This is a genomic window from Candidatus Methylomirabilis limnetica, assembly GCF_003044035.1.
GTDB lineage: Bacteria > Methylomirabilota > Methylomirabilia > Methylomirabilales > Methylomirabilaceae > Methylomirabilis > Methylomirabilis limnetica.
On the sequence record NZ_NVQC01000007.1, the window covers coordinates 16,178 to 42,630 of the forward strand.

Below are 26,453 nucleotides of genomic sequence, written 5' to 3' on the forward strand. Positions count from 1 at the left end.
TGCGTGATCATACAAAACTCCGGAAAGGTCTTAAATCTACTGGGGGCTCATTCCCCGCGGATTGCCGCGAGTTCGTCATACCGGCGGAAGCCGGTATCCAGAGGGCCCGACTGGATTCCGTGTCAAGCACGGAATGACTGGCCAGAACAGAAGACGCTACTCAGCGGCTTACCGCGGGGTAGTTCATTGGCTTGATTTGTGCCTTGCGAGATAATTCAGAGCCTTCAGCCTTCAGCCTGAACACCTGAGCAGTTACTACTAAAGTTTGACGACGTTAGCAGCCTGCTACGCCCTTGCCGCCCTTTAGGTCTGCTTCTCCCGCCTGCGGTTCATGTAGTAGTTTACGCCGAATACTAGAGCGCAAATACCCAGCAATGTGGTAGCCAGCTGGAACCCCAAATTTGAGAAAAACCAGGGGAGGCGGCTGTGCGCCCTTACCTCCAGGCCCACGGAAAAGGGGAAGCTGTAGGTAGGATCAACGGCGCGCATATCGGCTTCCGTAGGGTCGGTCCCGGGCCCGTGAGTGTGAGTTACCCGCTGCCATTCCCCAACCTCGGAGCCGCGATGAGGCTTGTGGGCAATACCAGGGCCCACCTTTTCCAACGTCATGAGGGCGATGTAGTGACCGGCCTTGGGGATCTCGGTATCGACCCTTACCGTACCATCACCGTAAACAGCCGGCGGACGAGAGAAGATGGCGTGAGAGTGTTCACTGCCGCCCTTGTCCTCGTGGGCCTCAACAGCCTCCACAATCCGGACCGAGATGGGCAGCACTCGCATCTCTTCATTGTAAAGGTCAAAGGCCACCGACAACTTACCCGCCTTCGGGACCCCCTCGCAGTAGGACTGAAATTCCTTCTTCACCTCCACCGAACCCACTTCGTGTAACAAGGGAACCATGCCTGCGCCCACAAGCTCCTGATAGGCCGTGAAGTGAACGGTATAATGGCCCTTCACGGCGGTGCAGGCATCTGCTGCATCCCAGTCGCCCATCACATCACCACCGCCATGGCCAAGGGCCTGAGATGCCCAGACAACCGGCGCAAGCACTACCCAGAATAACAACATCAAGCGTTTCATCATGATCCTACTCCCATCCCCTATGAATCTAGGGTGCCCACTCTCTGCCGTCAAGCTTTAATATCACCACTCACTCAGCAGTATGCGCGATATCCGCCGTGACATTATGATGATTCATCCCGCTTGCCTGGCAGGCCGGGCTCGGTAAGCTTCAACGGAACAAGGATCTCGGCAATCTGAACCTCGGTGAGCAGTTTTTCATCGCGGACTACGTCAATGACGGTCTTCTGCTCGCGCAGAGCACGCTTTACCACCTCGGCGGCCCTGGCATAGCCGATATACATGTTCAATGCTGTCGCCAGCGCCATACTGCCCTCGGCATAGCGGCGGCATCGGTTGGCGTCAGCAACGATGCCGCTGACGCAGCGGTCAATGAAGACCCGTATAGCATTCTTCAGGATCTCAATCGACTCGTGCAGATTATAGGCCATGACCGGCATCATGACGTTCAGCTCAAGCTGCCCGGCCTGGACCGCCATCGCAACGGTCAGGTCGTTGCCAATCACCTGAAAGCAGACCATGTTCAGCATCTCGGCCATGGATGGGTTGATCTTGCCCGGCATAATCGAGGAGCCCGGCTGCACGGCAGGCATCGCGATCTCAGCGAATCCTGTTGTGGGACCTGAGGTTAGAAGGCGCAGGTCGTTGCAGATCCTGGTTAGTTCGAGCGCCAACAGCCGCAGGACCGACGAGGCCTCCGCAATAGGCAGGTTCGACTGCATCGCTTCGCGCATGTCGGGCGCATTGCTCCACTCGATCCTCGTCCAGGTACGCAGGTACTCTACCAGCTTGGCGCGGTACTGCGGGTGGGTGTTCAGACCAGTACCGGAGGCGCTCCCGCCAATCCCCAGCTCTTCAAGCGATCGCGCTGCGGCAGCGATCCGCTCCTGACATTTTCCGATGGTCACGGCATAGGCTGCGAATTCCTGTCCCAGCCGGATAGGAACCGCATCCTGAAGATGCGTTCGAGCCGACTTCAGGATGCCATCGAACTCCTTGGCCTTTTCTCGAAATACCTGTTCTAGATCCTTCAGGACTGGCAGCAGCTCCGCAAACAGCATGCGAGCGGCCATCCGCATGGCGGTCGGAAAGACGTCGTTGGTGGACTGGGCCATGTTGACATGGTCGTTTGGGTGGGCAAAGGCATAGTCGCCCTTCTTTCCGCCTAAAAGCTCGATAGCTCGATTAGCCAGGACCTCGTTCACGTTCATGTTAAAAGCCGTCCCAGCCCCCATCTGGTATACTTCTACGATAAACTGATCGCGCAGCTTACCGGCCAGGACCTCGTCTGCGGCCGCCGCAATCGCTCGACTTATCTCCGGCTTCAAGAGCCCCAAGTCGGCGTTGACCAATGCGGCCGCCTTCTTGACCATCACCGTCGCCTCCACCATCTTGAAATGCATTCGGAGCCCGCTGATGGGAAAGTTTTCCAGTGCCCTGACTGTCTGGAGGCCATAGTAGGCATCGATCGGGACCTCCTTCGATCCTAATGAATCCTGCTCGATCCGCATCGTCATCCTTTTCTCTCTTGCGGCTACAAGGGTTCACACGCTGGAATCTTTACCATCAGCGCCTTGAGTCGAGTCGGCGTAAGCTCGCTCCGAAGCGACCATGCCGGATCGGCATACTGGTCCCTTTTCTTCATCAGCAGCCACTCCTTCCCGGTCTCGCCCCTGGCTAATCGGGCCAACGCGAACGCCCCCTTCAGCTTCTGCCCTTTTAGAATGAAAGCAAATTTCCCCGCTGCAAGCTGCGCCTGTGGTGAATCCGCCTCGCTCGCCTCATAGGTCCCGTAGTCCCAGACTACCACGGGTCCAGCACCGTAGCCTCCCTCCGGGATGATTCCCTCAAAGTCGATATACTCCAACGGGTGGTCCGCAACCATCACGGCCAGCCGCTTGTCAGCAGGATTCATTGATGGCCCCTTGGGAACCGCCCACGATTTGAGGACCCCGCCCATCTCGATCCGGAAGTCGTAGTGCAGCCGCGTCGCCTTATGTTCGTGGACGACAAACCGTAGCGTTACAATTGCCGTGGGTTTCGCCATCTTCTCGCACCTTCCCTGGAAGCGATCCTAGTGCCCTGTCTCAGAATTTCGATGACGAAGTCCGCGCTCCATGTATCGTCATTCCCGCGCAAGCGGGAATCCAGAACTCCTGTTATTTCCTGGATTCCGGCTCGCGCCTGCTATGCGGGCTTGGCCGGAATGACGTCAGGAAACATGCAACGAATTTCAGAGACACCACACTAGTTCACCAGGCATTATGTCATAACTAAATAAAAGGGATGGAACAAATATCTCGTGGCGCTCACCTTCGATGCGGTTGCTCGGCTCGCATCCGCGTAGTAGAATGACGCAACAACCTTCTCGGGCGTAACGAAGCGGACCAGATACACAACTAAGACACAGTGGGTGAGATGGAAAGCAAGGCGCGAGGCATCCTGTTGGATTTCGATCATACCCTCTTTGATACCGATCGCTTCTTCTGGGTCGATCTCAAGCGCGCCTTAGCCAGATTCGGCATTCCTGATGACGCCTGGGAAAAGAGCTACGAGGCAATCTGGTCATCAGGATATTCGTTGGCGAAGCACCTCGAAGAGCTTGCACGTCTTGGCGCTGTTGCCGATCCTCCAACAGTACAGGCAATGAGGGAGGCTCTTGAGAGTGCCTTCTCCGATCTTCGTCCTTATCTTTTTCCTGATGTTCTGGAGTTCCTGGACACTGCGCGACACCGGGGGTTCGAGTTGATCCTCCTCTCCTTCGGTGATCCGGCCTGGCAGAGCTACAAGGTGCGGGCCTCGGGGGTCACCCCGTACTTCACGCAGATCGTGTACACGGCCAAAGAGGCGGGCAAGGCAGCACTATGCGCGGAGCGTGCGCTGCAGTACAGAGAACTGTACGCTATCGATAACAATCCGGCGGATCTTGATGCTATGAAGGCGTCTACCCCAGGGCTACAGACGTATCTGATCTGTCGCGTGGAGCCATCCGCTCCTGAAGGGGAGGACCCGCTGGTTAGGGATCGTTTCCGAGAGGCCGCTAAGTATCTCACGATTCCATCCCTTCTCACGCATCTTCGGTGTCATAGCCTCAAGGAGGTGTCTCTTTCATGGCCGAACTGATCGTCGCGAGGGCTCCAACGCGCATCGATTTCGCCGGTGGCACGCTCGATATCCCGCCGCTGCACCTCTTTCATCAACCGGCAATTACCATCAACGTCGCGATCGACCTTATCGCCGAGGTTGCTGTGACGCAGCGTCCGGGGCGTGCAATTCGACTCTTCGCTTCTGACCAGGGACGGCAAGTAACTTGGCCGTCGCGCGATAAGATTACCTGGACACGCCAGCCATTCCTAGAGATGCTGGCCAGGCTCATCCAGTCGCTCGCGCCCGATACCGGCATGGATATCCGAACCGCCTGTCAGGCTCCGGCCGGCGCCGGGACCGGCGGCTCTTCGGCGCTGGCGATCGCAACAGCGGCTGCTTTGGCGGCAGTCGCAGGCCGACCGCTCCAGCGTTCAACGCTGATCGAATACGCGAAGAGCATCGAGACCCAGGCGATCCGTGTCCCCACCGGGTATCAGGATTATTACGCCGCAGCCTACGGCGGCGCTAGCAGCATCGAATTCGGGCTTACCGGTATCCGTCGAACCGCTATCGCAGGAAAGGCGTTTCTTGCGCAGCTTGAGCGCCATCTACTGTTGCTGTACCTTGGCAAGCCTCGCTTCTCAGGCGCCAACAACTGGGATCTGTTCAAGCGCCACATCGAGGGGGATCGCAGGACGCTGGCCCTCTTCGACGCGCTCCAGGAGAATGCCCTCGCCATGCTGCATGCCTTCCAAGCGCAGGACCTGCGTGGCATCGCCCACCTCCTGAACCGGGATTGGGAGATCCGACGGCGGGTGCTCCCTACCATGAGCAGCCCGGCCATCGACAGGTTGATTCGTTCGCTACGGCGGGCAGGAGCCCTCGGGGCCAGGGTCTGCGGCGCAGGCGGAGGAGGCTGTCTCGCCCTCATCATCGAGCCGGAGGCCAGGGCAAAACTCATCGCCATAGCCGAGGCCGCGGGCGCCAAAAGCCTACCCTCCATCATCAATACACGAGGCCTGGTAGTTCAACGCGGCAAGGACAGCTAGTAGCGGTCAGCAAGACTAGGCAAACTGGAAGGTTATATCCGAACGCTCGTCTTGACAGTTGTGGACTGTTTCTCGTATCACTGGACTCTGCTGAAAGCTGATGGCTGACCGCTGCAACTTTTTCCTTGCATCCGTCGAGGGGTTCCACTACCGTAAACTTACACAAGAAAGGAGGTGATCCAGTGGGCTTACCGTTAACCATCTGGACAACATGTGAGGTGATTGTAACGTAGGTGTGTCCTCCTCACCGGATCGACTGCCTGAGGATTTCCGCCTACGGAATTCTAGCAGTCACCGAGCCCTGAAGCCCTGGCCTTGTCCAGCCAGGCCCCGCGATGCTGTCACGGGGAAGCGCTTCGGGGCTTTCTTATTTGAAGAAGCTAGCAGGCCGCATGGGAGATGGCGTAAAGCCCTCCACTTCATTTGACCTGCAGGCTCTCCCTCAGCCGCATCATCGGCCCCTTCATCCAGTCGCCGCAGCCGCCTTTCTCCTCCCGAAGCCAGGACTCTCCGAAAGCATCGTACTCGATCCAGAAGACCCGATTATCGTAGAAATGGACTCTCAGAACCTCCATCCGTCCCGAAATTGGACCTGGTACCCATCGTCCCCAGACTTCCTGCTTGATATCCATAGGGCCCTGGGAGGAGACGAGCTTTGAGACCATCTCACGGGTCATGCCCAGCACAAGCGTCTGAAAGGCTTGGCGCGTAGGTGTGGCGACCGGCGGCGGCTGCTGCGCAAAAACCGGGGCTGCTAAGTAGAACATCGCTACCAGCAACAGGACGCTGGCTCTTCGGATCATAATAGCCTCCTTCTGTCTGGGAATGATCGAGAACTCATCAATTTTTCCATCGCAAATCCTCCCTCCACGCGAAATCCCCCCCGCTCCCCTTTGATAAAGGGGGGTTGGGGGGGATTTGTCTCGCACCGGGCGCAGCAAGCAGCGCCCCTACACGCTACACACGGTGGATACAGGGGTCCGGCTCTACTCCATCTTCGGCCCGCGCCCTCCTGATGAGGGGGTGGGAGACGATTTCAACAGATCTTCCAACGATTGAACCCTGCTCCTGAACTGCTCGCTCATAAGTTTGCCCTCTTCCGGGGTTCCAATGACATGAGGTGTGATCAGGATGAGGAGCTCGTCCCTATTGAGCACCTCTTTGGTTCCCCGGAACAGATACCCGAACAGCGGGATCGAGCTTAGAAACGGGATACCGGTGTAGTCTTTCGTCTTGTCCGTCCGGATGATCCCTCCAATGAGTAGCGACTGGCCATCCTGCACCACCACCGCCGTCTTTGTTGTCACCTTGTTGAACGAGGCACCACCCTCAGAAGCAGTAGCAGTGCTGGCAATACTCGTGTTCTCAGTCTCTATGTCCAGCGAGACCAATCGCTTCTCATTCACGTGAGGCTTGATCTTCAGGATAATCCCGATGTCCTTGCGCTGGAAGGTGCTGAAAAGATTGGAGGAGGTGTTTGTCGCGTTACCAGTAGTGGTCCCTAGAGACTGTACTCCGGTCGGAATCGGGACCTCCTGACCGATCTGGATATTCGCCTCCTTGTTGTTGGCCGTAAGCAGGTGAGGGTTGGCCAGGACCTCTGCTTTCCCCACAGTAACAAGATTATTCACGACCACGCGATACTTATCCTTGTCTACAAAAGCAAGAGTAAGACCGGTCGCGGGAGCTTTGCCGTCCTTCACAACTCCAGTGATCGCGGTCGCGAGGGGCGCGACGCCATATGCCGACGTAATGAGGAATTGACCACTCCGGATAATCTCCTCCAAGCTAAAGTTAAAACTGTCGTTCAAGCTGATCCGAGCGAGCATGAGCTCCATCAACACCTGTTTTGGGACAATGTCGATCTGCTTGATCGTCGCCTCGATGATCTCATAGTTGCGCGGCGAAGTCTTGATGATCAGCGCATTGTTCGCCTCATCCGAGACGATAGTTACGTCGCCCACGATCTCCCCTGGCGCCGCCTCGGTGCCTGGCGGTAGCGCCGCCCCAGGCGGGGGTGGCGGCTGGCCCGGGGGTGGGGGAGGAGGGGGTGGCGGCGGCGCACCAGGTCCCGCCGGGGGCTGGCCAGGCCTTGCCGGTACAGCCGCGCCACGCACCAGATCTCGGCGGCCGTACAAGGTGTTGAGTGTATTCGCCAGCTCGGCGGCCTTGGCGTTCTCCACGAAATAGACGAAGATTCGCTGGATATTGTCTCGCTTGGATGGGATGTCCAGCGCCCTGACAGTGTCAAGTAGCCGATTGATTGTTGAGCTGAAACCGGCGATGATCAGGCTGTTGGTCTCCTTGTGGACCAGCATCTTGGCACCCTTGGACAGGAACGGCTGCAGGATCTTTGTCATCTCGTCGGCGGAAAGGTGGTCGAGGTGGACAATCTGGGTTACGTAACGTTCCCGCTCTTCAGTACGCTCTTTTCCCATCTGCACGTCCTCAGGTTCCTGCTGGGCGACCGCGATCGGGACAATTTTGTAATATGCGCCCTCCTTCACTGCAATCAGATTATTGACCCCCAGCACCGATTCCATGATGGAGAAAACCTCGCTGGAAGGAACCCTGGTCGTCGTCCGCATCGTGACATTCGCCTTGACGCCAGGGCCAAGAATAAAGTTGATCCCGGTGATATCGGCAATCGATCGGAGGACCAGCTCCAGATCTGCGTTGTCAAAGTTTAGTGAGACATACTGGGGTGCTCCAGGCTGGGCAGGCACTCCTTTAGCCGCGCCACCAAGGCGAGCTCCCGCTAGGGGAACAGGAGCACCTTCTATCACGCCTGTCGAAGGCAAGGGAACAGGTTTGGGCACTGCCTCCTGGGAAGAAGCGGCGTCTTCCGTATCTTCGGCGTCTTCTGCCTCTTCTGCCTCTTCTGGGTCTTCCACTTCTTGCTCCGCCTCGACTTTATGCGGACGCGCGGGTGGCGTGGCAATTATCGGAGAAGCAGGTACCGGCGTCGGCGCCGGGGCCACGACCTTCGAAGGCGACAGCTCCGCCTCGGCTCCGGAACGTCCTAACGCCTGAAAGGCGGTACAAGCGGGAAGGAACACCGCAACCGTTAAGATCACAAGAAGAGTTCTTCGGGTAGCCAATCCTCTCTCCTTCCTCGTGTTTAGCGATTCAGACCTGAGTTCCCCTTGGTAGCAGGTAAATCACGGTCCCTACATTTCCTGCTGCGTCGCTCTCCGCTCCCGCCGCTCTTGTCGCTCCCTCAACCGCTCCGTCCGGCGTCTCTGTATCTCTTCTCTATCAGGAACCGCGTCAGGAACAGGCGCCTGGATTGGCCCGGACGATTGTGCAGGAACTCCAGCCTGAACGGCAACAGGCGCTGACGCCTTTGCGGGAGCCGCGGCTGCAGACTCAATGGCCGCCTTTAGGGCGAGATCATGCAGCGTGTCGCCGCGCTTGAAGATGATCCGATCCTCCTTGATCTCGGTAATTACCCCGCCAGCCACCTCCTGACCAATCGTGTAAATATTCGCTTTCCCTTTGTCGCTCAGGATGGCCCGGCGCTCATGGTCGCTCAGTATCGTACCGACAAGCGTTGGAAGCGGCGGGGGGGGCGGAGGGGGCGGACTTGCGCCCTGCGGCCGCACCGGCATAGGCGGCGGCTGCTTGAACGGATTCTTTTCCAGCAAGCCGTCGAACTGCGTGAGGGGTGGTCGAGCCGTCTGGCTATAGGCGAGCGCCTCCGCCTCTTGCAATGGCTTCGTGACGGCTGAGCCTGGGACCGAGGCGACAGGAGAGACCCACGCCTTCACGACGGCGGCAGCGATCAACACCGCGACAAGGCCCAAGATGAGATTCAGAAGCCGCAGCGGTCTACGCACCGGCGCTTTTCCCCTCCAACTCCATAGTGTACCCGCTGACCACTACGGTTACCTGAAGCTCGGCGCCTACCCTGGGGAAGGATGCGTTCACCTGGAGCTTTGGTACCGTGAGCAGCTTTCCGGCGCTCTCAATCTTGTACAGGAAGTCGCGAAGCTTCCTCAAATCCGCGTTCAAGGAGAGCTCTACCGCGACCTGCGTGAACCCCTCCGCTTTCTTCGGCACGTGAATGCTTTCACTTACGATAGTGACCCCGCTCTCACTCGCTGCCTTGTGCAGCATCGTCTGAAGCTCGGCGGCGGCGAGCGTCAGCTTCTCCCCAGGCAACAGTCGCTGTTGCAGTTGCTTGTACAGCCCTTCGGCCTCGGCAAATTTCTTCTCGTACCGTCTCTTTCCCTCCACAACCAGTTGGAATCGTTCAAGGGCCTGGAGTTTTTCCAGGTACTCACCTCGAACCTGCATTTGGCTTGAAATGGCCGGAACTATGGCGTAATTGATGGCGAGAAAAGCTACCAGGGCGGCTCCGCCAGCCACGAGAAATCTGCGCTCACGCGAGGCGATGTTCACGGCCGTTTCTCCTTCCTGGCCTCAAGGAGCACCTTGATCTGAAACTCTTGCCCCTCAGCGCCTCGCTGGGCCACCGGAGAGGTGAATTGAGCGTTTTCGAAGAGTGGCGACTGCTCCATAATCGAGATCAGGTCGGAGGCAGAACCGGTGATGAAGCCGCCAATCTTGACTTCTTGCTTCTCGACCGTAAAGAGCGTAAGGGTCATACCCTTCGGCAGAATCTGGAACAATTCGCGTAGCACATCCAGCTTCCTGACCTCCTCTCGGTCAATGGTCTCCAGGGTGGTGATTTGGCCGGCGAGCGCCCCCACCTCTCCCTTGAGCAACTCCACCTTGGCTGCTTCAGCCTGCACCCGATCCAGCGTGACAGTCAGCTCTGCTAAAGCCCGGCGCTCCTGACTCGCCCCATTCACCAGATACGCGAGGCCCAAGGCTACAATGAGGGCCAAGAGTCGAAAGGTCATCGCAAGACCGGGATTGTGGCGAGGGGGAGCCAGCTCTTTGGGGAGCAGGTCAATATCGAGCGGGAGCACAACGAGCCCGTGAAGCGCAAGCCCAACGGCCGCCCCGAGAGAATGGGCCGCCTGAGGATCTACGCCTCTTGCCTTGATTCGCTGAAAGGGCTGGAGGAACTCCACTTCAAGACCGGTCCGTTCGGCCAGGTGGCGCAACAGATCTCCCCTGCCCGCGCCCGTTCCTGCGATAGAGATTCGCCCTGCCTGCTGGCCGCCATTGGCTTCGAGGTGAGCGAAAAGGGCAGAGATCTCCGGTATCAGCGCATCGAGGGGCACGGCCTGGCCAAGGGTCAGGTATCGGGAGCATCGAAAGATTCCTTGTTTGGTCAGACTCAGCTCAGCCTCTCCGTCCCGCAGATCGATGAGGACCCTCAGGGGCTCCGCACCTCGGTCCTGGTTGTAGAGGAGGGCGTTGAGCGATGCGACCGTCGAGACGCCCACAGCGGTCGGCGTGATCCCTGCCTCATGCAGCAGAGCGAGGTATCTACTGACCTCCTCTTTCCTGGCCGCGGCCAACAGGACAGTGGCCTTTTCGGCATCGCGCTCAAGCACCTGGAAGTCGTACTGCGCCTCCTCTGGAGGGAAGGGGACATGTCGTTCAACCTCGTAGTCCAGGACCCCCCGGAGCTCCTCTTCGCCTACCGCCGGCATGCTCACCGATCGCATCGTGACGAAGCGTCGAGGCAGGCCAACCGTTACGAAGGCGGGTCGCTTGGGTAACCGAGCCAAGAGGCCGGACAGCTTCTCTTTGAGGACTTCCGGCCTATCTTTCTCTTCGACCGGTAGCTCCTCGATGCCATGATCGAGGAGCTGGACTCTCCCAAACGCTTTGCTTAACAAAACATGGCAGAGCAGGCTACCACGGATATCGATGCCCAGGCTGACTTTCGATCTTGGGATCAGCTCGCTGAGCGTCATACGCCTCCATGTCTCGGGTCAAGGCTCCAGAGCCGTACAGAGAGCTTCGGCCGGCCTGGCGTCCCGTCATTTCGGAGGATGGCGGCCACGCGAACCGTAAGCCTTGATCCCGTCATCCGCCCAGCCGATTTGACGGAGAAGTTTTTCGCGCTCACTGTAGCCGTCTGACTGAGTTCTGCGATTATCTGCGTCGGGTTCGCCGGGCCCGACTGGCCTCCAGGCACCACTGCGAATCCCTGTCGACCGCCCCCTAAGATGGCGCGGATAAGCTCAGTGAACTCCTGCGGGTTCTTAAATGGAAGTTGGGTACGCCGGTCGAGAACGGCCTGGACCTCTGCCGCCGTCAGCCCGAGCGCCATCAAGACCTCGGAACTGGCGGTATTGACATTCACCATCCCGGAGGAATAGATCGACAAGTGCCTGGCGACTCCGAGGGATTCACCGTGCTGGAGCTCACGTTCCCATGGAGGTTGCGCCTCCAGTTCAGTCCGCCGCTGCGCGCCAGCGACGTTGCCGTACAGGATCTCCGGGGTCATCCCTTTGATCAGGAGCAGTTCGTCGATAGTCTCGAAGTCCCCGTTCTTCGCCCGATATGGGCTGGGGAGGGACAGGTAGTAGTCGTCTTCGACGCCACTCAAGCGATGTAGAGTGTCGACGTCGCGCCAGTCCTGGATCGAATCGACGATGGTGGAGAGGAGCTTCTCATCCGTGACGCCGGAGTTAGAGAACAGCCGGCGAAGCATCGCATCGTATTGCGGGCTGATCTGCCCGTTCAGGGGAATCTTGCTCTCCTCATCCCTGACCGCCACCCGGTAATGCCCCCCGCCCAGCGCCACATTCTCATAGGCGGCCGGATTGGTACGCCAGTGCTCGTCCAGAGCGTCGTAGCTCTTCGAGTCTGGCGGGACATCACGGTCGGCATTGATGATCTCCGCCGCCGCCCGGTAGACACCGGCCTCCGCCAAGTAGTAGGCTTCCGCTTCCTGCCTGAAGTTGCCGGCCGCGGCCAGCTCTGTGCGCATCGAAAAGGTGAAGGCTGTGAACACGACACTCAGAAATGTCAGGATCCAAAGTACGACCACAAGCGCCAATCCACGCTCCGAATGAAGACGATGTTTCGAGTTTCGAGTTTCGAGTTTCGGGTAAGGGCGACCCGCCGGGTTGCCCCTATTGAAACGCCACACTCGAAACTCGAAACGCGAAACTCGAAACGTTTTCATAGCGTTCGCCCTACTTGCACTGGAAAGACCAGCGGCGGCAGGATCAACTCCCGGAGCCCAGACGATTTCGTCTGTCGAATCGTGAGCGTGAGCTCCACAGCCAACGGCATACGATCAGAGCCCTTCAGGGCGCGCTGCCCCTGTGCAGGGACGAATCTCCGAGCTGGGGGCTGCGGCGTCTCGTCTTGGGAAGGATCCCAAGAATCGCGCCAGGCGGGGGGAAGATTTTCCTCCGGCCTGCCCTCCGGCACCAGGTACCGAAAGCGCGCCTGCAACGCTCGTTCATCGAGCGGTTTGACTGAATCCTCGAACGAGGCGGATGCCTGAGTAGCAAGAGGGTAGCTTCCTGTGGCCACCAGTCCCCGACCAGACTCGACGGCATAGGCCACGATCCTGACCATGTGACTGAATGGTTCGGCCCCGTAGCTCTGTGGAAGGGTAGCAAACTTGAGGGAGTCCGACTTGCCATGAAAGGCGATGACATCCTTATCCTGCTCTTTCACACGCAAAGGGTGTATCATCGTAAGGTCTCGTGCGAGGGTCTCGACAAGGGTGCGATTGCGCTGGCTCTCTTCCGCCCGCGCCTCCCCGCTCTCCCACGACTTGGCTCCAACCTGGATCGCACCAAGTACGGCGACGAAGATAAGCGACAGGATCGTCAGCGAGATCAAGACCTCGATCAAGGTGAAGCCGTGCGGAGTGCGGAGTTCCAGGTTTCGGGTTTCGGGTTTCGGGTTTCGGGTTTCGGGAGTCCTGCTCTTGTCAGAAACCTGGAACGTGGAACTCGAAACTAGAAACTCGAAACTCGAAACTTGCTTACTGCACCACACGCGTCTGACCCAACTTCTTCTCGTCCACCATCATCCTCAGGGTCTGAAGGTTCACGGATTTCTCTCCACGGCGGCTAGGCCACGTGACGCGGACCTGGACACTGTAGAGCCGACCGGGGAGTTCTTCCTCCTGTTCGAGCGGCTGGACCTCAGAGGCCCAACGGAATCCCCCACCGAACTCCCCTGTTTCGGCCGAGCCTGTGAGGTTCCGCATTACGGCGACCTCGGCCATTTTCTGCCGAGCCAGCAGGACCGCCTGAGTGTAATCTTCGGACGCCTTCGCAGAGCGAACCCCAGCGGCTAGCAGCTCCATGGCCAAGGCGAACCCGATACCGAGAATGGCCAAGGCAACAATGACCTCGAGCAGCGTGAAGCCATGCTCCGTACGGCGTGCGGAGCATGGCAAATCCCCCCGTGCCCCCCTTTTGTAAAGGGGGGGGTGGGGGGATTTCGCGCTTCGCACTATGTTCACGCATTCTCTGCGGTGCTGATGCGAATCAACCCAACCGATGGATCCACAACAATTCGATAGGCTCGCCCCTTCTCGTCAGAGAGGTCAATCGATCCACCCGTCGAGCTCCCCTGCGGAAAGAAGGCAATGGCGCCACGCTCATCTGACCGAAGGGGGCCGGTGGTGAGGAGAACGGACTTCAGGCTCACACCAGGCGGAAGAGAACGGACCCGAGCCTGCCGCATCTGAACCTGCTGTTCCGGGTCCTCAACCGTTGGAACCTGGTCGATGCCGCTCAGGCGGCCGACAATCCAGTCGGGTCCCCTCAACCAGTAGCGATTGGTCTGCCGGTCAAGCACCACCTCCACTACATCCTGGTTGGCGATCGCCTGCGTTCTGGCAAACCGGCACAGGGCGGCGATATCCCTCGCCGAGGCCTTGAGTCGAGCCTGCCCGAATGGGTGGCTGAAGGCCGGTGCGACCAGCACGGTCACCAGCGTGAGAATGAACAGCACCACGGTAAGTTCGAGGAGCGTGAAGCCCCTCGTACCCCGCACTGGTCTATTGTTCAACCCGCTCTCCTGCCCGTTTGATGCCCGCCCAGCTCACGATGTCCTGATTCTCCCCATCGCCACCCGCCACGCCATCACCGCCATAGGAGATGATATCGTAATCGCCATGCTCCCCCGGAGACTTATAGACAAAGGGGTGCACCCAGGGATCTAACGGGATCTCCTGCTTCTTGAGATAGGGCCCATCCCAGTTCTCAACCGCGCCCGGATTGACAAGCATCGCCTTCAGCCCTTCCTCGCTGGTCGGATACCGGCCGACGTCGAGGCGAAAGTTGTCTAAGGCGGCGCCGAACAGCTCGATCTGGGCCTGAGCCGCCGCCTGCTTACCCTTCCCCACCCTGCCGAACAGCTTCGGCCCAACGAGAGCGGCCAACAGGCCGATGATGATGATGACCACCAGCAGCTCGATGAGGGTGAAGCCGGCCTGATTACGGTGCAAGGTCCTGGCCCTCGCCTTTTGCCATACCTGGATATCTTCACATCGCTGCATTCCCACGCTCAGCTCCTTTGCTCCATGCCCCATCTGTACGTATGTTCGCACCCCGCACCCCCTCCCTGCCTCTCCTCCCTTGTAGGGGCAGGCCTTGTGCCTGCCCAGAGCGGGCGACCACCAGGGTCGCCCCTACGTCGGCGAGGGTGGGGACGTACCCCGCAAACTGTACTTAGAGCGGAAGCTCATTGATACTAAATATCGCCAGCAACATCGACATCACGATGAATCCAACAATGAGGCCTAGGGACAGGATCAGGACCGGCTCCAGCAGCGAGGTCAAGCGCTTGACCGTTCGCCGCACCCGGTCATCGTAGGTGTCGGCCACCTTGATCAGCATCTCCTCCAGCTTTCCAGTCTCTTCTCCCACCCTGGCCATATGGATGGAAAAGGAGGGAAAGGCACCAGTGGCCCGCAGCGGGCCGCTGATTCCCTCGCCACGCTTCACCCCCTCTTGCAACCTGGACATGGCGCCGGCGATCACCCGATTGGTGACCGTCTCTTTGACGATAGAAACGGCGGCGAGCACCGGGACCCCGCTTTGGAGAAGCGTCCCGAACGTCCTGGCAAAGCGGGAGACCTCGATCTCCTGAATCAGGCCTCCCAGTAACGGCAAGGCCAGCTTCCACTGGTCCCACTGCATCTTCCCCTGCTCAGTCTGTAGATAGGCTCGAAGACCACCCCAGCCAATGACGATCAGCCCCACAAACACCCACCAGTAGCCGGTCGTGAACGTGCTGATCGCGAGCAGCATCCTGGTCGGCAGTGGCATGAGCTGCTTGGTATCGGCAAAGATCTGGGCAAACCGTGGAATCACGAAGTTCATCATGACCACCACGGCACCGCCACCCACAAGGAGCAGCAGAATCGGATAGATGAGGGCTGAGGTGATCTCGTCCCGGATCGTCTTGGACCGCTCCATAAACCCGGCCAGCCGCGAAAGGATCACCTCTAACACGCCGCTCGCCTCCCCCGCCTTAACCATATTGACGTACAGCCGGGAGAAAAGTCGTGGATGCTTAGCCAAGCTGTCGGCGAATGAACTACCCGCCTGGATGTCGGCCAGGACGCCACGGAGAATAGACCGGAACCGTTGATTGTCGGTCAGGTCCAGCAGGATCGACAGGCTCCGGTCCAGCTCCATCCCAGCCTCAAGCAATGTGGCAAGTTGTTGCGTGAAGGCCAGGACGTCTTGGGCGGACGGTCCCCTCGCAAATCGGCTCTGGACCCCAGCGAGACCAGGCTTGGCCTCCACCATCGCACCGGCCTGACCAATCTTGATCGGGTAGTAGCCGTTGGTCTGGAGCCAAACCACGACCGCCCGTTCGTCGGAAGCCTCCATGCTCCCCTGGATGATCTTGGCGGCACGATCAGTGGCGGTGTATTGAAATGTCCCCATACGCAGGCTTGACTGTAACTACTTAGACGTTTAGGCTGAAGGCTGAAGACTATACATTATCTCGCACGGCACAATGAACTACCCCGCAGCAAGCTACGGGGTATCGTCTTCTGTTCTGGCCCGTCATTCCGTGCTTGACACGGAATCCAGTCGGGCCCTCTGGATACCGGCTTCCGCCGGTATGACGAACTCGCGGCAAGCCGCGGGGAATGAACCCCCAGTAGATTCAAGAACTTCCCGGCTTCTACGACCTTTGGTTCTCTCAGAGAGGACTCCTCATTGGGCAAGAAGCCCACACGCTTCGACGCATTGCGACTTCAACAGCCAACTCAACTGCCAGAGGTTGTGTGTGATCATCGCTTTAACCCTAAAAGCCTTCAGCCTTCAGTCTATCTACCTAATGAGTTACATTTTACCTTTATTGACACCGAATTACAGGTATAGGTTTACGACTATAGCAACTACCGATGCACTGTCAATAGAAATCAGGTCCTGAAATGGCCCTGCAAGTCGCTTGAACTGGCCTCAAAAATCAAGCAGATAGGAGACCCTATCTGCTTGATTGATAAAGGGTTGCCGGCTCACATGGGGAAGCAGTCGGAGCTTACGCCTCCTCTTTGGTGACCCGAAGCAGATCCTCCAGGGTCGTAACCCCCAACTCAACGTTCCGCCAGCCATCCTCCCAGAGCGTCTTCATGCCAAACTGGAGCGCCTTCTGCCGAATCGTGTTAGAGTCGGCCTTTTCCAGGATCAACCGTTGAATCTCTTCGCTGATTACCAAAAACTCGTAGATGCCGCTGCGACCACGGTATCCGGTAAAGTTACACGCGGCGCATCCCTTACCCCGAAATACCTGCATCGATCCATCGACCTCGGTCTTGATCCCCATTTTTCGGACCGCAGCCGAATCCAACCGGTACGACTCCCGGCACTCATGGCAGATAACGCGGACCAAGCGCTGAGCCAGGACCGCCACCAGGACGCTCGAAACCAGGTAGTTTTCGATACCCATGTCCAGAAGCCTCGTGATGGCGCCGGGCGCGTCATTCGTATGCAGGGTGCTGAACACCAGATGCCCGGTCAGCGCCGAATGGATGGCGATGTCTGCGGTCTCCGCATCGCGGATCTCCCCAACCATGATGATGTCTGGATCCTGGCGGACGATAGAGCGCAGGCCGTTCGCGAAGGTCAGACCGATCTTGGGCTTGACGTGGATCTGGTTGACTCCTTGGAGCTGATACTCAACCGGGTCCTCGATGGTGATGATCTTTTTGTCGGCGGAGTTGATCTCACTCAGCGCCGTGTACAAGGTGGTCGTCTTCCCGCTCCCGGTCGGCCCCGTCACCAGGATCATGCCATGCGGCTTTCTAATCAGCCGCTGGAATTGTAAGCGAATATCTTCAGGCATGCCCATATCCCCGAGGCTCAGGAGGAGGCTACTGCGATCCAGGATTCGCATCACGACGCTTTCGCCGTGCAAGGTGGGAATCGTGGAGACCCGGAGGTCCAGGTCCTTCCCCAGGATCTGGAGCCTGATCCGACCGTCCTGTGGAAGCCGTCGCTCGGCGATGTTCATCTTGGCCATGATCTTGACACGGGAGATCACGGCCCTCTGGAGCCGCTTGGGAGGGGACTCGTGGTCCACCAGCACGCCATCCACCCGGTAGCGGATTCGAAGCGTATCCTCGAACGGTTCGATGTGGATATCGCTGGCGCGGGCCTCCACCGCCCTGGTGATCACGAGATTCACAAGCTGGATAACAGGGGCCTCGGAGGCCAGATCCCGCAGATGATCGATATCCTCACGATCATCGCCTGACGCCCCACCCTCCTCCTCGCTATACCCCTTGACGATCTTCTCGATCGTCGCCTGGCCATCGCCATAATACTGATCGATCGCATCGAGGATCTCCCGATCCTGGGCTAAACAGACTATGATAGCGAGGCCGGTGCTAAGTCGAAGGTCGTCTAGCGTATACGGATCAGCCAGGTCGCCCATGGCGACGGTCAACGCGCCATCTTTGATCTCAATCGGGAAGACCTTGTGCTCCCGCAGGTACTTCGAGGAGGGACGATTACGAATCAGAACAGGTGTAATCGAGAGGGCTGCGAGCGATAGATAGGGAACTGCAAATTGCAGGGCAAGAGCTTTTGCGACGTCTTCTTCTGACACATACCCAAGCTCTACAAGGGTTTCCCCAAGCCGTTTACCGACCTCCCGCTGGTGAGCTAACCCTCGTTGGAGTTGGTCCCGAGCAACCAAGCCCTCACGGATCAGGATTTCGCCAAGCGGTTCGCGCACCCCACTCCACTGCCCACTGCCCATAGTGCGATCCATCCTCGATGCTACGGCCCCTTTTGCGCGACTGAACCCACCACTTCAGCTCCCAGAAAACAAGCCATTGAGCTAGCCGAATGATAGATCGGCTCGAAAGATCGTGTCAAGGACTTAACGCCGCCTGCTACCACCAGTCTAGATCGAATTCGCTTAACAATTTGGGGATTCACCCGTTATAATGACCCCCACAGGGGATTCCCCGAGGGCGCCCCACTCCTATTTACAACGTAGCCTGTTCCTGAGTTCCGATGATGCGAGGGGCGGCAATAACAATGAGCGATCCTTCCTCAGCGGGCATCCGGTGCTTTTCTGGATTCCCCGGTCAAGCCGGGAAATAACAAGTATAGTAAACGGTGTCGTCATTATTCTAAGGCCGTTAAGAACTTCCTGAAGATTATCGCGTGGACTCAGTCAATGCAGTGAGGAACCTTTGACAGGAGGGTGAAAAATGGGGGAATCGGGAAAGACAGCAGAGCTTATCGATCGTGAGGCGAAGGAGTCCAAAGCCGCCTACGAGCGGCCTATCCTCAGACGGGTGGGGTGGCTTCGGGATGTGACCGCTCAGGCGAGCATAGATACTATTGAGTGAGGAACCTTTGACGGGAGGGTAAAAAATGGGGGAATCGGGAAAGACAGCAGAGCTTATCGATCGTGAGGCGAAGGAGTCCAAAGCCCCCTACCAGCGTCCCACCCTCAGGCGAGTGGGGTGGCTTCGGGATGTGACCGCTAACGGAAGCACTGATACTTAGATACTTTTTGGATTTGCCCCATGCCCCTTCACTAGACAGCCTGGTATTCTGGCGCCTGAGAGGTAAAGCGGCATGGACGTAGTAGGGGCTGCGCTGAGCAGGCGCCTGCGTTCGTTCTTTCGATCGCGGCGAAAGCTGCAGAAACTACAAGACTCCTTCCACAATCTGGGATGGTACGCCCTCACTGCCTGGTCACGCTGGAAGCTTAAGGGATTCCAGGGGCCGGTGATTGCTATTACCGGCACCAAAGGGAAGACTACGACCACCCGCCTGATCTCCAGGATTTATTCGGATGCCGGTTATCGGGTCGGGATGGCCTGTAGCGGGGGGGTCTACGTCAATGGCATCTGCGTCCTAAGTGGGTCATTCTCGGGTGTGGACGGTCCCCTCCGGGCCTATCGGGCCGGAGGGCGCGATCTTCTCGTGCTGGAAACCGCCCATGGCTCGATCCAGCGGTATGGATTCGGCTTCCCTGACTGTAACGTCGCGATCTTCACCAATATTACCGATGGCCACCTGGGTGAGCTAGGCATCGAAACCCTGGAGGAGATGCTGGCCCTGAAATGGAGGTTGGCTTCCAGGGTCCGTTCAGGGGGGACTATCATTCTAAACGCTGATGATCCTCTTCTGTCCTCCCTTCGCCCTCCTCGATGTGTCGAAGCGGTCCACCTGAGCCTTGCCAGATCTCCTGCGCATGGCGGCGCTGATCTCGGTGCGCCTCTGTATCGATACGATTATCATGGAGCGGTGGTAAAGGAGTGTGGCGGATGCCCTTCCATCGTTGCCGAAATCTCTGATGCACCTTTGCTTTGTAAGGGCTTTGCTCCGTATAACGCCTACAACCTGCTGGCGGCCATTGCCTCCGTAGAGGCCATGCGTCCATTCCTGCCAGTTTCACAGGAGTCGCTTCTCAAGAGTCTCATGTCTTTCGGGTCGGTCCCGGATGATAACCCTGGGCATTTCAATCTGTTCGAGGGTGCATGGGGAAGGGTGCTCCTTTTGGCGGGGAGCAACAGGGACAGTTACCAGAGGGATGCCCAGGCTCTTGCCAGAATACGGGTCTGCCCCCCTTTTCCTGTGGGACGCATCATCGGGGTTATCACGGGCATAGGGATGCAATCAACGAGTTACATCCGTGAACTTGCCGGGATCGCCGCTTCCGTGTGTGATGAGATCATCATCCGGGAACCCCTGCCGCGTTACAGGCATGTGAGGGCCCCGGGAGAGATCTCATCTATCCTGAAGTCAGCGGCGTTGGAGTCTGGCATCCCTTATCACGCCATTCATGTTTGGAGCGAGACATCTGACCTGATCAGGGATCTCGTTCTCCCCAACAGGGAGGCAAACCGTTTCGTTGCTGTCTTTTCTGCATTTGCCCAGGAGCCGATCATTGATCTCTGCCGGCGCTTGGGTGACCTGGGTTCCAGCTCTAACCGGTGGTCGTGAGTGCTTCCCAGCCTGTCGGTCATCATGACAGGTTAGTGGCGGTCGTTAATGACCAGAGCTGATAACCAGGGTCAACCTCCAATACTCTCAATACACTGGAAGTCGCCATGTGCGGGTAGTGGCGAATCTCCTTGACCGGTTAGGGCATGGTCTGATATGAGGTTGGAGTTGACCAAGTCTCAACCGTCGTCACACGTATGAGGCATCGATGGAATTGAGAGATCTTACTCGTATTTGCCCGATGAAAGGTGAACATGTCACATGGAAGGCCCTCGAAGGGGAGAGCGTACTCCTCCATCTCGAGACCGGTGTCTATTTCACCTTGAATGAAACGGGCACCACGGCATGGGAGCTGTTCGATGGGGCGACCTCTTTGGCTGCGATAGGTGAGGCCCTGTACGCGCGATTCGATGTCCTGCCAGAACAGGTTGGGCAGGATCTCCTCGATCTGACGCAGACACTCCTAAAGGAAGGATTGGTGAGGGTTTGTGAAGACCCTTCGACGCCTTCGGGAACTGAGCGATCCTGAGGCGCTTTGGCTCTTCGTCTGGTCGCTTCTCACCATCTTCGAGGCAGCCGTCCTTGTGCGGACCTTGCCATTGCCCACGCTCCTCAGCCACTTTAGCCGTCAGTCTTCAAGGCGTTCCGAGCGGAAGGCGCTCGTCAAACCGGAGATTCGCTCACTCGACCGGGTCCGGCGGTATAGCAATATGATCATCACACGTCTCCTCCGTTCTCGGCGCCCATGCCTACTCCGCTCCCTAGTCGTGTACCGATACGGTTGCAAGCACGGTATCCCAGTCTCGATCCACTTTGGTGTGAGGTCCGGTATGGATAGATTGGAAGGACATAGCTGGGTGACGCTTGACGGCGCCCCCCTGGGTGAGTCGGAAGAAGGGTTGCGTCCGTATGTGGCCGTCTATTCGTACCCGACAGGTACCGACGGGGCCGACCCCCAACACGCTCTGGCAGCGGTTGGCTGGCGGCCATGATCGGACAGCTCGTCGAAACAGGGTGCCGCGCCACACCCGGTCTTGGTCGCTGGTACCTGGACCATTATGTCAGTATCAAGCGATTCGAGAAGCAGGTCCGACGCCGACTAGGATTTCCCGCACCCCCCTCATCGGTAGATCTCCTGCTGACCTATGGCTGTAACTTCACCTGCGATCACTGCGAATCCTCGTCCCATCCCAAGGCCGAGTGGGGGCTTTCCTTCGAGACGATCGCCCGGCTGATTCGTGAGATGGGGGAGATGGGGGTGAAGTATCTTAACATTACGGGCGGCGAGCCACTCGTTCGACACGATGTCTTCGACATCATTGATCTCGCCACTCAACAGGGATTGCGGGTGCATCTGGCCACCAACGGAAGCCTGGTCGAGCAGAACCGCGAACGGCTGGCCCGGCTCAAGCTGGCCAGCGTCTTTACCAGCGTGGACGGCTTGGAGGAGACGAACGATCGCTTCCGACACCACCCCGGGGCCTTCAAGAAAACCTTCCGGGCCCTTGAGTTGTTTCAGGAGATGGGGATCTCCCCTCGCATGGTCAATACGATGGCCCATCCCGGAAACCTCCATGAGATGGAGGAGCTGGGGGATTGGATTATGGCCTCGGCTGCGACCTGCTGGCGGATCGCGCTGGCCCTGCCCTCGGGGCGGGCAAAGGGCAAGGATCGTTTCCATCTGACCGACGATCAGATCCGGTGGATTCTTGATTTTATCCGAGAGCGACGGGAACGATTTCCGGTGATGCTAAGCGAAGAGGTGGGGTATCTGGGACCGTGGGATCTGGAGGTCAGGTCGAAGCCATTCACCCCCTCGGAAGGGCTGAGCGTCTGTGCCATCATGCCAACAGGGGATGTCATCGGGGCAACCGTCCTTCATGATGCGGCCTATTCCGAAGGGAACATCAAGGATCAGGGCCTCAGGGAGATTTGGAATAACGGCTTCCAGCGCTATCGGGAGCCGGTCCTTCCAGAGGAGTGTTACGCCTGCCGCCACCTCCCTGCCTGCGGCGGCGGCAAGTTAGTGATGCGCGTAGGTAATCGTCACTGCAACAAACAACTCTGGGAAGGAGGAGGAAACGCATGAAGGAAGTCCAGGAACAGAACGTCCATGAGACCGATCAGAAGACGCCCTACACGAAGCCGACCCTCACGAAGCACAAGCCGCTGCGGGATATTACGGCGGGGGACATCTCGGGTGCCCGTGGATAAGGGTGCGAAGTAGACTGATGCTTACCGATGCGGCATAGCCCTCGATATCGTAAACCTTAAAGATAAAGTCCAAGGAGCGAGCCAATGAAGGATGTTACGCCAACTCCAAAGCAGCCGTACACGAAGCCGACGCTGACGAAGCACAAGCCACTGCGAGATATCACGGCAGCAAATCCCTCGATTACATAAGTCTTTATCGGTTGGGAATATGCGTGGATGTGACGATGCTTGACTGTGAGGTTGCTTGAGGGGGCCGTGCCGAGCGTACCACTCACCCTAACCCTCTCCCACAGCGGGGAGAGGGGATCTAAAAGTTGGGTCGAGACAATACGTCACCGTAATTCTGGCCAGAAGGAGTAAGGAGCGGGATTCTTATGTATGGGGCACATGGGAGCAGCGGGGATCGATTGCGTCGCGTCACCAGCCGCCAGGATGAAGGCGACACGTGTACGCTGTAATGGCACTATGAGCGGTCTCCTGACGCAGCATTTTAATATCCACGGCATCGGCGTTCGGGTGGATACTGATATTCCGTTGTTGGCCACCGCGATTGGTGAGCTGCTGCACCGGTTTGCCTATCCTCCCGTGACGGATAGTCAGCCGCTGCGATTCATCTATGGACGTAGCGGGAAGGCCCTGGACCCACTTTCAAATGGATCATCCGATGGAGGCGGGCCATTGCTCTTCTCGACATCCTGGGAAAATGCCTTCGATCTTGCTGGGCGGCTGGGAGTCAACTGGGACGTCTATGGTCGGGATGGTTGCCTATTGCTGGATTATCATCGACGTGGCCGGCTACGGCTTGACGTCTCGGCAGGGGTACTCGAGGGATCGCTCACTGAGCCGTTGGATCTCCACCCTGCACTGCTCCCCAGCATCTTCTTCTTTTTTCCGCTCGCGCAGCTTCTGGCACGGCGGGGACTCCATATAATTCATGCAGCCGCGCTGGAACGGAACGGGTGCGGGGTGCTGATCCCCGGCTTGAGCGGGAGCGGCAAGAGTACCAGTTGTGTGGCACTCATGCGTGGAGGGTATCGCTGCCTCTCTGATGACAAACCGTTTCTCCGAGGGACCGAGAACGGCCTTGAGCTGCTCGCCTTCCCAGAGATGATCGATGTGACCGATCAGACCATTGCCTTCTTTCCGGAGCTTCGTGAGAGAACGGCCGCGATCGCGGTGGGTTATCGAAAGAAGCGGTTCTGCGCCGAGATGCTCTATCCGGGATCAACGGTCGATGCCGCCACACCTCGCGTGATTCTGTTTCCACAGATCAGTAAAGAGTCGACAAGTAGAGTCGAGCCGCTTTCAAAGATCAGGGCACTTCAGGCGCTCCTGCCTCATAGTCTCCTCTGTTTTGATCGCGAGGTTTCGGTACGTCACTTCGAGCTGCTCTCACGCCTCGTCGAAACAACTGCCTGCTATCGCCTGCATTTTGGCCGTGACGTCATGGACCTGCCCCGCCTGATCGATCCGCTCCTGGGATGACGGGGATGAAAAGTTCCCCAGAGGGGCACGCCCTCCTTAGGATACTCCGGGCCTCGCTGTCTGAGGCCTCTTCAGATCCGGCAATCGTCCTCTCCGCTCTCGACTGGTCCCTGCTCCAGCGATTGGTCCGCCACCACCGGGTCGGACCGCTCCTCTCATACAGCCTGCGCCGGTCCCGGATTCGTGGGATCCCAGACTGGCTACGATCGGAATGGGAGGCGCAACGCCGTGAGACGGTCGCCACCGCCCTGTACCACGTGCAGGCCCTAGGGGAGCTGGCGGGACTGTTCGAGGCTCGTGACATCCCATTCATCCTCCTGAAGGGCGAGGCCCTCTCGAAAACATGCTATCCGGATGAAGGGCTGCGGCCCTACAGCGACATCGATCTCCTCATCAAAGAGGGCTCCTACGAGACGGCAAAGGCTGCGCTGACAGAGTGTGGGTTTGGCCTAAGGTACCCGCACCTCGAGACCGAGAAGCGCGAGTTGTTTGGGGAGGTTGAGTTCGATCGGCAAGGTCCAAGAACGCTGACGGTGGATCTCCACTGGGATACCCTCATGGCCTCCTGGGGGCCACCATCCCTTTTGAGCGGTACAGAAGCATGGAGCGTCGCTGAGCAGATCCAGATCGGGGGGCGACTCGTACCAATACTCGGAGGCGAGACTCTACTGCTCCACCTCTGTGTCCACTTTACATTCCACCACGCCTTTGACGGCCTAATTCTCCTGTGTGATCTTTTCCTGGTCCTCAGGCGGGAAGGTGGCCGGATCGACTGGGGTCGTCTCTTGCGGAAGGCTGATCGCTATCGGTGCCGCTACGCGGTCTACTATGCCCTGACTTGCGTACAGTCGCTCCTGGGGGCCCACATCCCGTCCCCGATCCTAAAGAGACTGAGACCGGCGATTCCGGTTAGGCTCCTCATGCCGGTTACTCAGTTGCTCCTACGGGATCGTCCGGTCCCTCAGTTGCTGGAACGCTATGTCAAGTTCCTCCTGATCGACGATCAGGCGGGCCGCTGGCGGGCTGCTCAGAGCTGGTGGGGGTCAAGCAAGCCGTGGCTGATCAAACGGAACCGCGCCTCGCGCCGTTCAGCTACTGTTGACATTACCGCACCCGGCGCATAGGTTTAACCCGACTTTTGCAGTTAACCTCATGCGTGAGCCTCTCTCGCAGTTCCTGACCTGCCGAGTCCCGTGGTTGACATCCTCTTTTACACGGATCGGGGCTCATGCATCCCTCATCAAGCGGGCGTCGACCTTTCCGTGCCTGCCGCCGTTGAAGGGGAGATAAAGAACGCTACGACATCCTCGCCCCCATCCACCCCGATCACGTTACCTGTCATCCAGTAGGTCTCGGGGCGGCTCAAGGTGACGAGGATTTCGGCAATGTCCTCGGGCGTGGTGAGGCGGCCGGAGGGATTGAGCCGCATCGCAGTTTCTACGATCTCCTGGCTTCCTGGGATCTTCCGGAGCGCTGGAGTATCGGTGACCCCTGCGCGGATAGCGTTCGCCGTAATCCCCATGGGGGCCAGCTCCATCGCGAGCTGCCGGATATGCGACTCCAGAGCCGCCTTGGCCGCCGAGACGGCCCCATAGCCGGCCCAGACCCGCCTCCCGCCAGAACTGGTCATCGCGTACACCCGTCCACCGCGGACCATCAACTTTCGCGTCACCAGCTCCTGAACCCAATAGATGAGGCTGTGGGCCATCACACCCAGGGTCATATCCATCTGGACCGAGGTGATGGCGTCCTTGGGCGAAAGGGCAACGAACGGCTTCAGGGTCCCGAAGGCGAGGGAGTGCAGCATCACATTCACCGCAGAGGACTCCCCTCGATCGGCCAGGATCTTCTCCATCTGATCCAGGACATCGCACCGCTTCTCTGAATCGGAGGCGTTCACGTTGAAAAAGACCGCTTCCCGCCCCGCGTGTTTGATCTCGCTGATGATCCGCTCGACATTCGGCATGGTTGCCTTGCGGTCCAGGTGTACGCCAAATATATGCATCCCTGCTTTCGCCAGAGCAAGGGAGGCGGCCCCACCGAAGCCGCTGGAGGCCCCAAGGATCAGGGCCCACCCCTGCAGTCCCGAACTCTGCGATTGCGTTGTCATGCACTCCTCCGCGTCTGTTTTCTTTATATCTCAGGAATGACGGTTTCCGGAGATCTGTCGAACGGTACTGTCGTTTGACGCCGAGCTTCTATAAAT

The 26,453-nt window shown here is 58.4% G+C and carries 27 protein-coding genes; 11 read left to right on the top strand and 16 right to left on the bottom strand.

Annotated features, from left to right (window positions below):
• Positions 1 to 303 precede the first annotated feature (303 nt).
• From CLG94_RS00375 to CLG94_RS00385, 3 genes are all read right to left on the bottom strand, one after another.
• On the bottom strand, positions 304 to 1,083 hold the full coding sequence (locus CLG94_RS00375; protein ID WP_107560923.1) for a hypothetical protein: 780 nt from the start codon (positions 1,081 to 1,083) through the stop codon (positions 304 to 306).
• A 101-nt stretch (positions 1,084 to 1,184) separates the two neighbouring features.
• Positions 1,185 to 2,597, bottom strand: a complete 1,413-nt coding sequence (locus CLG94_RS00380) for an aspartate ammonia-lyase (protein ID WP_107560924.1) — start codon at positions 2,595 to 2,597, stop codon at positions 1,185 to 1,187.
• 17 nt (positions 2,598 to 2,614) lie between these two features.
• Entirely contained in the window at positions 2,615 to 3,127 is a 513-nt protein-coding gene (locus CLG94_RS00385) for a DNA polymerase ligase N-terminal domain-containing protein (RefSeq protein WP_107560925.1), read from the bottom strand.
• 371 nt (positions 3,128 to 3,498) lie between these two features.
• On the opposite strand from CLG94_RS00385, the gene CLG94_RS00390 reads away from it, so the two are divergent.
• Positions 3,499 to 4,203, top strand: coding sequence for an HAD family hydrolase (locus tag CLG94_RS00390; protein ID WP_107560926.1), 705 nt, complete (start codon positions 3,499 to 3,501; stop codon positions 4,201 to 4,203).
• A complete protein-coding gene (locus CLG94_RS00395; RefSeq protein WP_107560927.1) occupies positions 4,191 to 5,216 on the top strand; it encodes a GHMP family kinase ATP-binding protein in 1,026 nt (341 codons plus the stop codon). Before CLG94_RS00390 ends, CLG94_RS00395 begins: the two co-directional genes overlap by 13 nt.
• Positions 5,217 to 5,635: 419 nt before the next feature.
• Here the strand turns inward: CLG94_RS00395 and CLG94_RS00400 are convergent, their stop codons facing one another.
• The 12 genes from CLG94_RS00400 to gspE all read right to left on the bottom strand — a co-directional run bounded on the left by CLG94_RS00400 (position 5,636) and on the right by gspE (position 18,341).
• The gene (locus CLG94_RS00400; RefSeq protein WP_107560928.1) at positions 5,636 to 6,019 is read right to left on the bottom strand and encodes a hypothetical protein; all 384 of its coding nucleotides are present in this window, start codon (positions 6,017 to 6,019) and stop codon (positions 5,636 to 5,638) included.
• 183 nt (positions 6,020 to 6,202) lie between these two features.
• On the bottom strand, positions 6,203 to 8,317 hold the full coding sequence (locus tag CLG94_RS00405) for a secretin GspD/PilQ domain-containing protein (protein ID WP_133174584.1): 2,115 nt from the start codon (positions 8,315 to 8,317) through the stop codon (positions 6,203 to 6,205).
• 69 nt (positions 8,318 to 8,386) lie between these two features.
• Positions 8,387 to 9,055, bottom strand: coding sequence for a type II secretion system protein N (locus CLG94_RS00410; protein ID WP_107560930.1), 669 nt, complete (start codon positions 9,053 to 9,055; stop codon positions 8,387 to 8,389).
• Positions 9,048 to 9,620, bottom strand: a complete 573-nt coding sequence (gene gspM, locus CLG94_RS00415; RefSeq protein WP_107560931.1) for a type II secretion system protein GspM — start codon at positions 9,618 to 9,620, stop codon at positions 9,048 to 9,050. The genes CLG94_RS00410 and gspM overlap by 8 nt, the downstream gene beginning before the upstream one ends.
• The gene (locus CLG94_RS00420) at positions 9,617 to 11,053 is read right to left on the bottom strand and encodes a type II secretion system protein GspL (protein WP_107560932.1); all 1,437 of its coding nucleotides are present in this window, start codon (positions 11,051 to 11,053) and stop codon (positions 9,617 to 9,619) included. Before CLG94_RS00420 ends, gspM begins: the two co-directional genes overlap by 4 nt.
• Positions 11,050 to 12,273, bottom strand: coding sequence for a type II secretion system minor pseudopilin (locus CLG94_RS00425; protein WP_107560933.1), 1,224 nt, complete (start codon positions 12,271 to 12,273; stop codon positions 11,050 to 11,052). Before CLG94_RS00425 ends, CLG94_RS00420 begins: the two co-directional genes overlap by 4 nt.
• On the bottom strand, positions 12,270 to 13,103 hold the full coding sequence (locus tag CLG94_RS00430; protein WP_107560934.1) for a type II secretion system protein GspJ: 834 nt from the start codon (positions 13,101 to 13,103) through the stop codon (positions 12,270 to 12,272). The genes CLG94_RS00425 and CLG94_RS00430 overlap by 4 nt, the downstream gene beginning before the upstream one ends.
• A complete protein-coding gene (locus CLG94_RS00435; protein ID WP_161953938.1) occupies positions 13,090 to 13,509 on the bottom strand; it encodes a type IV pilus modification PilV family protein in 420 nt (139 codons plus the stop codon). Before CLG94_RS00435 ends, CLG94_RS00430 begins: the two co-directional genes overlap by 14 nt.
• Positions 13,510 to 13,571: 62 nt before the next feature.
• Entirely contained in the window at positions 13,572 to 14,126 is a 555-nt protein-coding gene (locus tag CLG94_RS00440; protein ID WP_107560936.1) for a GspH/FimT family pseudopilin, read from the bottom strand.
• Positions 14,116 to 14,616: a type II secretion system major pseudopilin GspG gene (gene gspG / locus CLG94_RS00445; RefSeq protein ID WP_107560937.1), complete on the bottom strand. Its 501-nt coding sequence runs from the start codon at positions 14,614 to 14,616 to the stop codon at positions 14,116 to 14,118. Before gspG ends, CLG94_RS00440 begins: the two co-directional genes overlap by 11 nt.
• A 172-nt stretch (positions 14,617 to 14,788) precedes the next feature.
• Complete coding sequence (locus tag CLG94_RS00450) at positions 14,789 to 16,015, bottom strand: type II secretion system F family protein (RefSeq protein ID WP_107560938.1); 1,227 nt, start codon at positions 16,013 to 16,015, stop codon at positions 14,789 to 14,791.
• Positions 16,016 to 16,619: 604 nt separating this feature from the next.
• Positions 16,620 to 18,341 (bottom strand): type II secretion system ATPase GspE, encoded by a 1,722-nt coding sequence (gene gspE, locus CLG94_RS00455; protein ID WP_107560965.1) that lies wholly within the window; start codon positions 18,339 to 18,341, stop codon positions 16,620 to 16,622.
• A 460-nt stretch (positions 18,342 to 18,801) separates the two neighbouring features.
• Between gspE and CLG94_RS13165 the strand changes: the two genes are divergently transcribed.
• From CLG94_RS13165 to CLG94_RS00485, 9 genes are all read left to right on the top strand, one after another.
• The gene (locus CLG94_RS13165; RefSeq protein ID WP_161953939.1) at positions 18,802 to 18,942 is read left to right on the top strand and encodes a hypothetical protein; all 141 of its coding nucleotides are present in this window, start codon (positions 18,802 to 18,804) and stop codon (positions 18,940 to 18,942) included.
• Between the two features lie 25 nt (positions 18,943 to 18,967).
• The gene (locus CLG94_RS13730; protein WP_275666204.1) at positions 18,968 to 19,102 is read left to right on the top strand and encodes a hypothetical protein; all 135 of its coding nucleotides are present in this window, start codon (positions 18,968 to 18,970) and stop codon (positions 19,100 to 19,102) included.
• A gap of 72 nt (positions 19,103 to 19,174) precedes the next feature.
• Positions 19,175 to 20,548 (top strand): Mur ligase family protein, encoded by a 1,374-nt coding sequence (locus CLG94_RS00460; RefSeq protein ID WP_107560939.1) that lies wholly within the window; start codon positions 19,175 to 19,177, stop codon positions 20,546 to 20,548.
• A gap of 208 nt (positions 20,549 to 20,756) precedes the next feature.
• Entirely contained in the window at positions 20,757 to 21,077 is a 321-nt protein-coding gene (locus CLG94_RS00465; protein WP_107560940.1) for a PqqD family protein, read from the top strand.
• Entirely contained in the window at positions 21,037 to 21,540 is a 504-nt protein-coding gene (locus CLG94_RS00470) for a lasso peptide biosynthesis B2 protein (RefSeq protein WP_107560941.1), read from the top strand. Before CLG94_RS00465 ends, CLG94_RS00470 begins: the two co-directional genes overlap by 41 nt.
• Positions 21,537 to 22,637 (top strand): radical SAM/SPASM domain-containing protein, encoded by a 1,101-nt coding sequence (locus CLG94_RS00475; protein ID WP_107560942.1) that lies wholly within the window; start codon positions 21,537 to 21,539, stop codon positions 22,635 to 22,637. The genes CLG94_RS00470 and CLG94_RS00475 overlap by 4 nt, the downstream gene beginning before the upstream one ends.
• Positions 22,634 to 22,762, top strand: coding sequence for a hypothetical protein (locus tag CLG94_RS13735; protein WP_275666205.1), 129 nt, complete (start codon positions 22,634 to 22,636; stop codon positions 22,760 to 22,762). Before CLG94_RS00475 ends, CLG94_RS13735 begins: the two co-directional genes overlap by 4 nt.
• 378 nt (positions 22,763 to 23,140) lie before the next feature.
• Positions 23,141 to 24,247 (top strand): hypothetical protein, encoded by a 1,107-nt coding sequence (locus CLG94_RS00480; protein WP_153062377.1) that lies wholly within the window; start codon positions 23,141 to 23,143, stop codon positions 24,245 to 24,247.
• 5 nt (positions 24,248 to 24,252) lie between these two features.
• Positions 24,253 to 25,371: a nucleotidyltransferase domain-containing protein gene (locus tag CLG94_RS00485; protein ID WP_161953940.1), complete on the top strand. Its 1,119-nt coding sequence runs from the start codon at positions 24,253 to 24,255 to the stop codon at positions 25,369 to 25,371.
• A gap of 116 nt (positions 25,372 to 25,487) precedes the next feature.
• Here the strand turns inward: CLG94_RS00485 and CLG94_RS00490 are convergent, their stop codons facing one another.
• Positions 25,488 to 26,357 carry an SDR family oxidoreductase gene (locus CLG94_RS00490; RefSeq protein ID WP_107560945.1) on the bottom strand — a complete coding sequence of 290 codons (870 nt, stop codon included), beginning with the start codon at positions 26,355 to 26,357 and terminating at the stop codon, positions 25,488 to 25,490.
• Positions 26,358 to 26,453 lie beyond the last annotated feature (96 nt).

Excerpts from the sequence above, each read along its gene's own strand:
- CLG94_RS00375 (WP_107560923.1), bottom strand. The coding sequence starts at position 1,083 with ATGATGAAACGCTTGATGTTGTTATTCTGGGTAGTGCTTGCGCCGGTT.
- CLG94_RS00380 (WP_107560924.1), bottom strand. The coding sequence starts at position 2,597 with ATGACGATGCGGATCGAGCAGGATTCATTAGGATCGAAGGAGGTCCCG.
- CLG94_RS00385 (WP_107560925.1), bottom strand. The coding sequence starts at position 3,127 with ATGGCGAAACCCACGGCAATTGTAACGCTACGGTTTGTCGTCCACGAA.
- CLG94_RS00390 (WP_107560926.1), top strand. The coding sequence starts at position 3,499 with ATGGAAAGCAAGGCGCGAGGCATCCTGTTGGATTTCGATCATACCCTC.
- CLG94_RS00395 (WP_107560927.1), top strand. The coding sequence starts at position 4,191 with ATGGCCGAACTGATCGTCGCGAGGGCTCCAACGCGCATCGATTTCGCC.
- CLG94_RS00400 (WP_107560928.1), bottom strand. The coding sequence starts at position 6,019 with ATGATCCGAAGAGCCAGCGTCCTGTTGCTGGTAGCGATGTTCTACTTA.
- CLG94_RS00420 (WP_107560932.1), bottom strand. The coding sequence starts at position 11,053 with ATGACGCTCAGCGAGCTGATCCCAAGATCGAAAGTCAGCCTGGGCATC.
- CLG94_RS00425 (WP_107560933.1), bottom strand. The coding sequence starts at position 12,273 with ATGAAAACGTTTCGAGTTTCGCGTTTCGAGTTTCGAGTGTGGCGTTTC.
- gspG (WP_107560937.1), bottom strand. The coding sequence starts at position 14,616 with ATGCAGCGATGTGAAGATATCCAGGTATGGCAAAAGGCGAGGGCCAGG.
- CLG94_RS00450 (WP_107560938.1), bottom strand. The coding sequence starts at position 16,015 with ATGGGGACATTTCAATACACCGCCACTGATCGTGCCGCCAAGATCATC.
- gspE (WP_107560965.1), bottom strand. The coding sequence starts at position 18,341 with ATGGGCAGTGGGCAGTGGAGTGGGGTGCGCGAACCGCTTGGCGAAATC.
- CLG94_RS13165 (WP_161953939.1), top strand. The coding sequence starts at position 18,802 with ATGGGGGAATCGGGAAAGACAGCAGAGCTTATCGATCGTGAGGCGAAG.
- CLG94_RS13730 (WP_275666204.1), top strand. The coding sequence starts at position 18,968 with ATGGGGGAATCGGGAAAGACAGCAGAGCTTATCGATCGTGAGGCGAAG.
- CLG94_RS00460 (WP_107560939.1), top strand. The coding sequence starts at position 19,175 with ATGGACGTAGTAGGGGCTGCGCTGAGCAGGCGCCTGCGTTCGTTCTTT.
- CLG94_RS00465 (WP_107560940.1), top strand. The coding sequence starts at position 20,757 with ATGGAATTGAGAGATCTTACTCGTATTTGCCCGATGAAAGGTGAACAT.
- CLG94_RS00475 (WP_107560942.1), top strand. The coding sequence starts at position 21,537 with ATGATCGGACAGCTCGTCGAAACAGGGTGCCGCGCCACACCCGGTCTT.
- CLG94_RS13735 (WP_275666205.1), top strand. The coding sequence starts at position 22,634 with ATGAAGGAAGTCCAGGAACAGAACGTCCATGAGACCGATCAGAAGACG.
- CLG94_RS00480 (WP_153062377.1), top strand. The coding sequence starts at position 23,141 with ATGGGGCACATGGGAGCAGCGGGGATCGATTGCGTCGCGTCACCAGCC.
- CLG94_RS00485 (WP_161953940.1), top strand. The coding sequence starts at position 24,253 with ATGAAAAGTTCCCCAGAGGGGCACGCCCTCCTTAGGATACTCCGGGCC.
- CLG94_RS00490 (WP_107560945.1), bottom strand. The coding sequence starts at position 26,357 with ATGACAACGCAATCGCAGAGTTCGGGACTGCAGGGGTGGGCCCTGATC.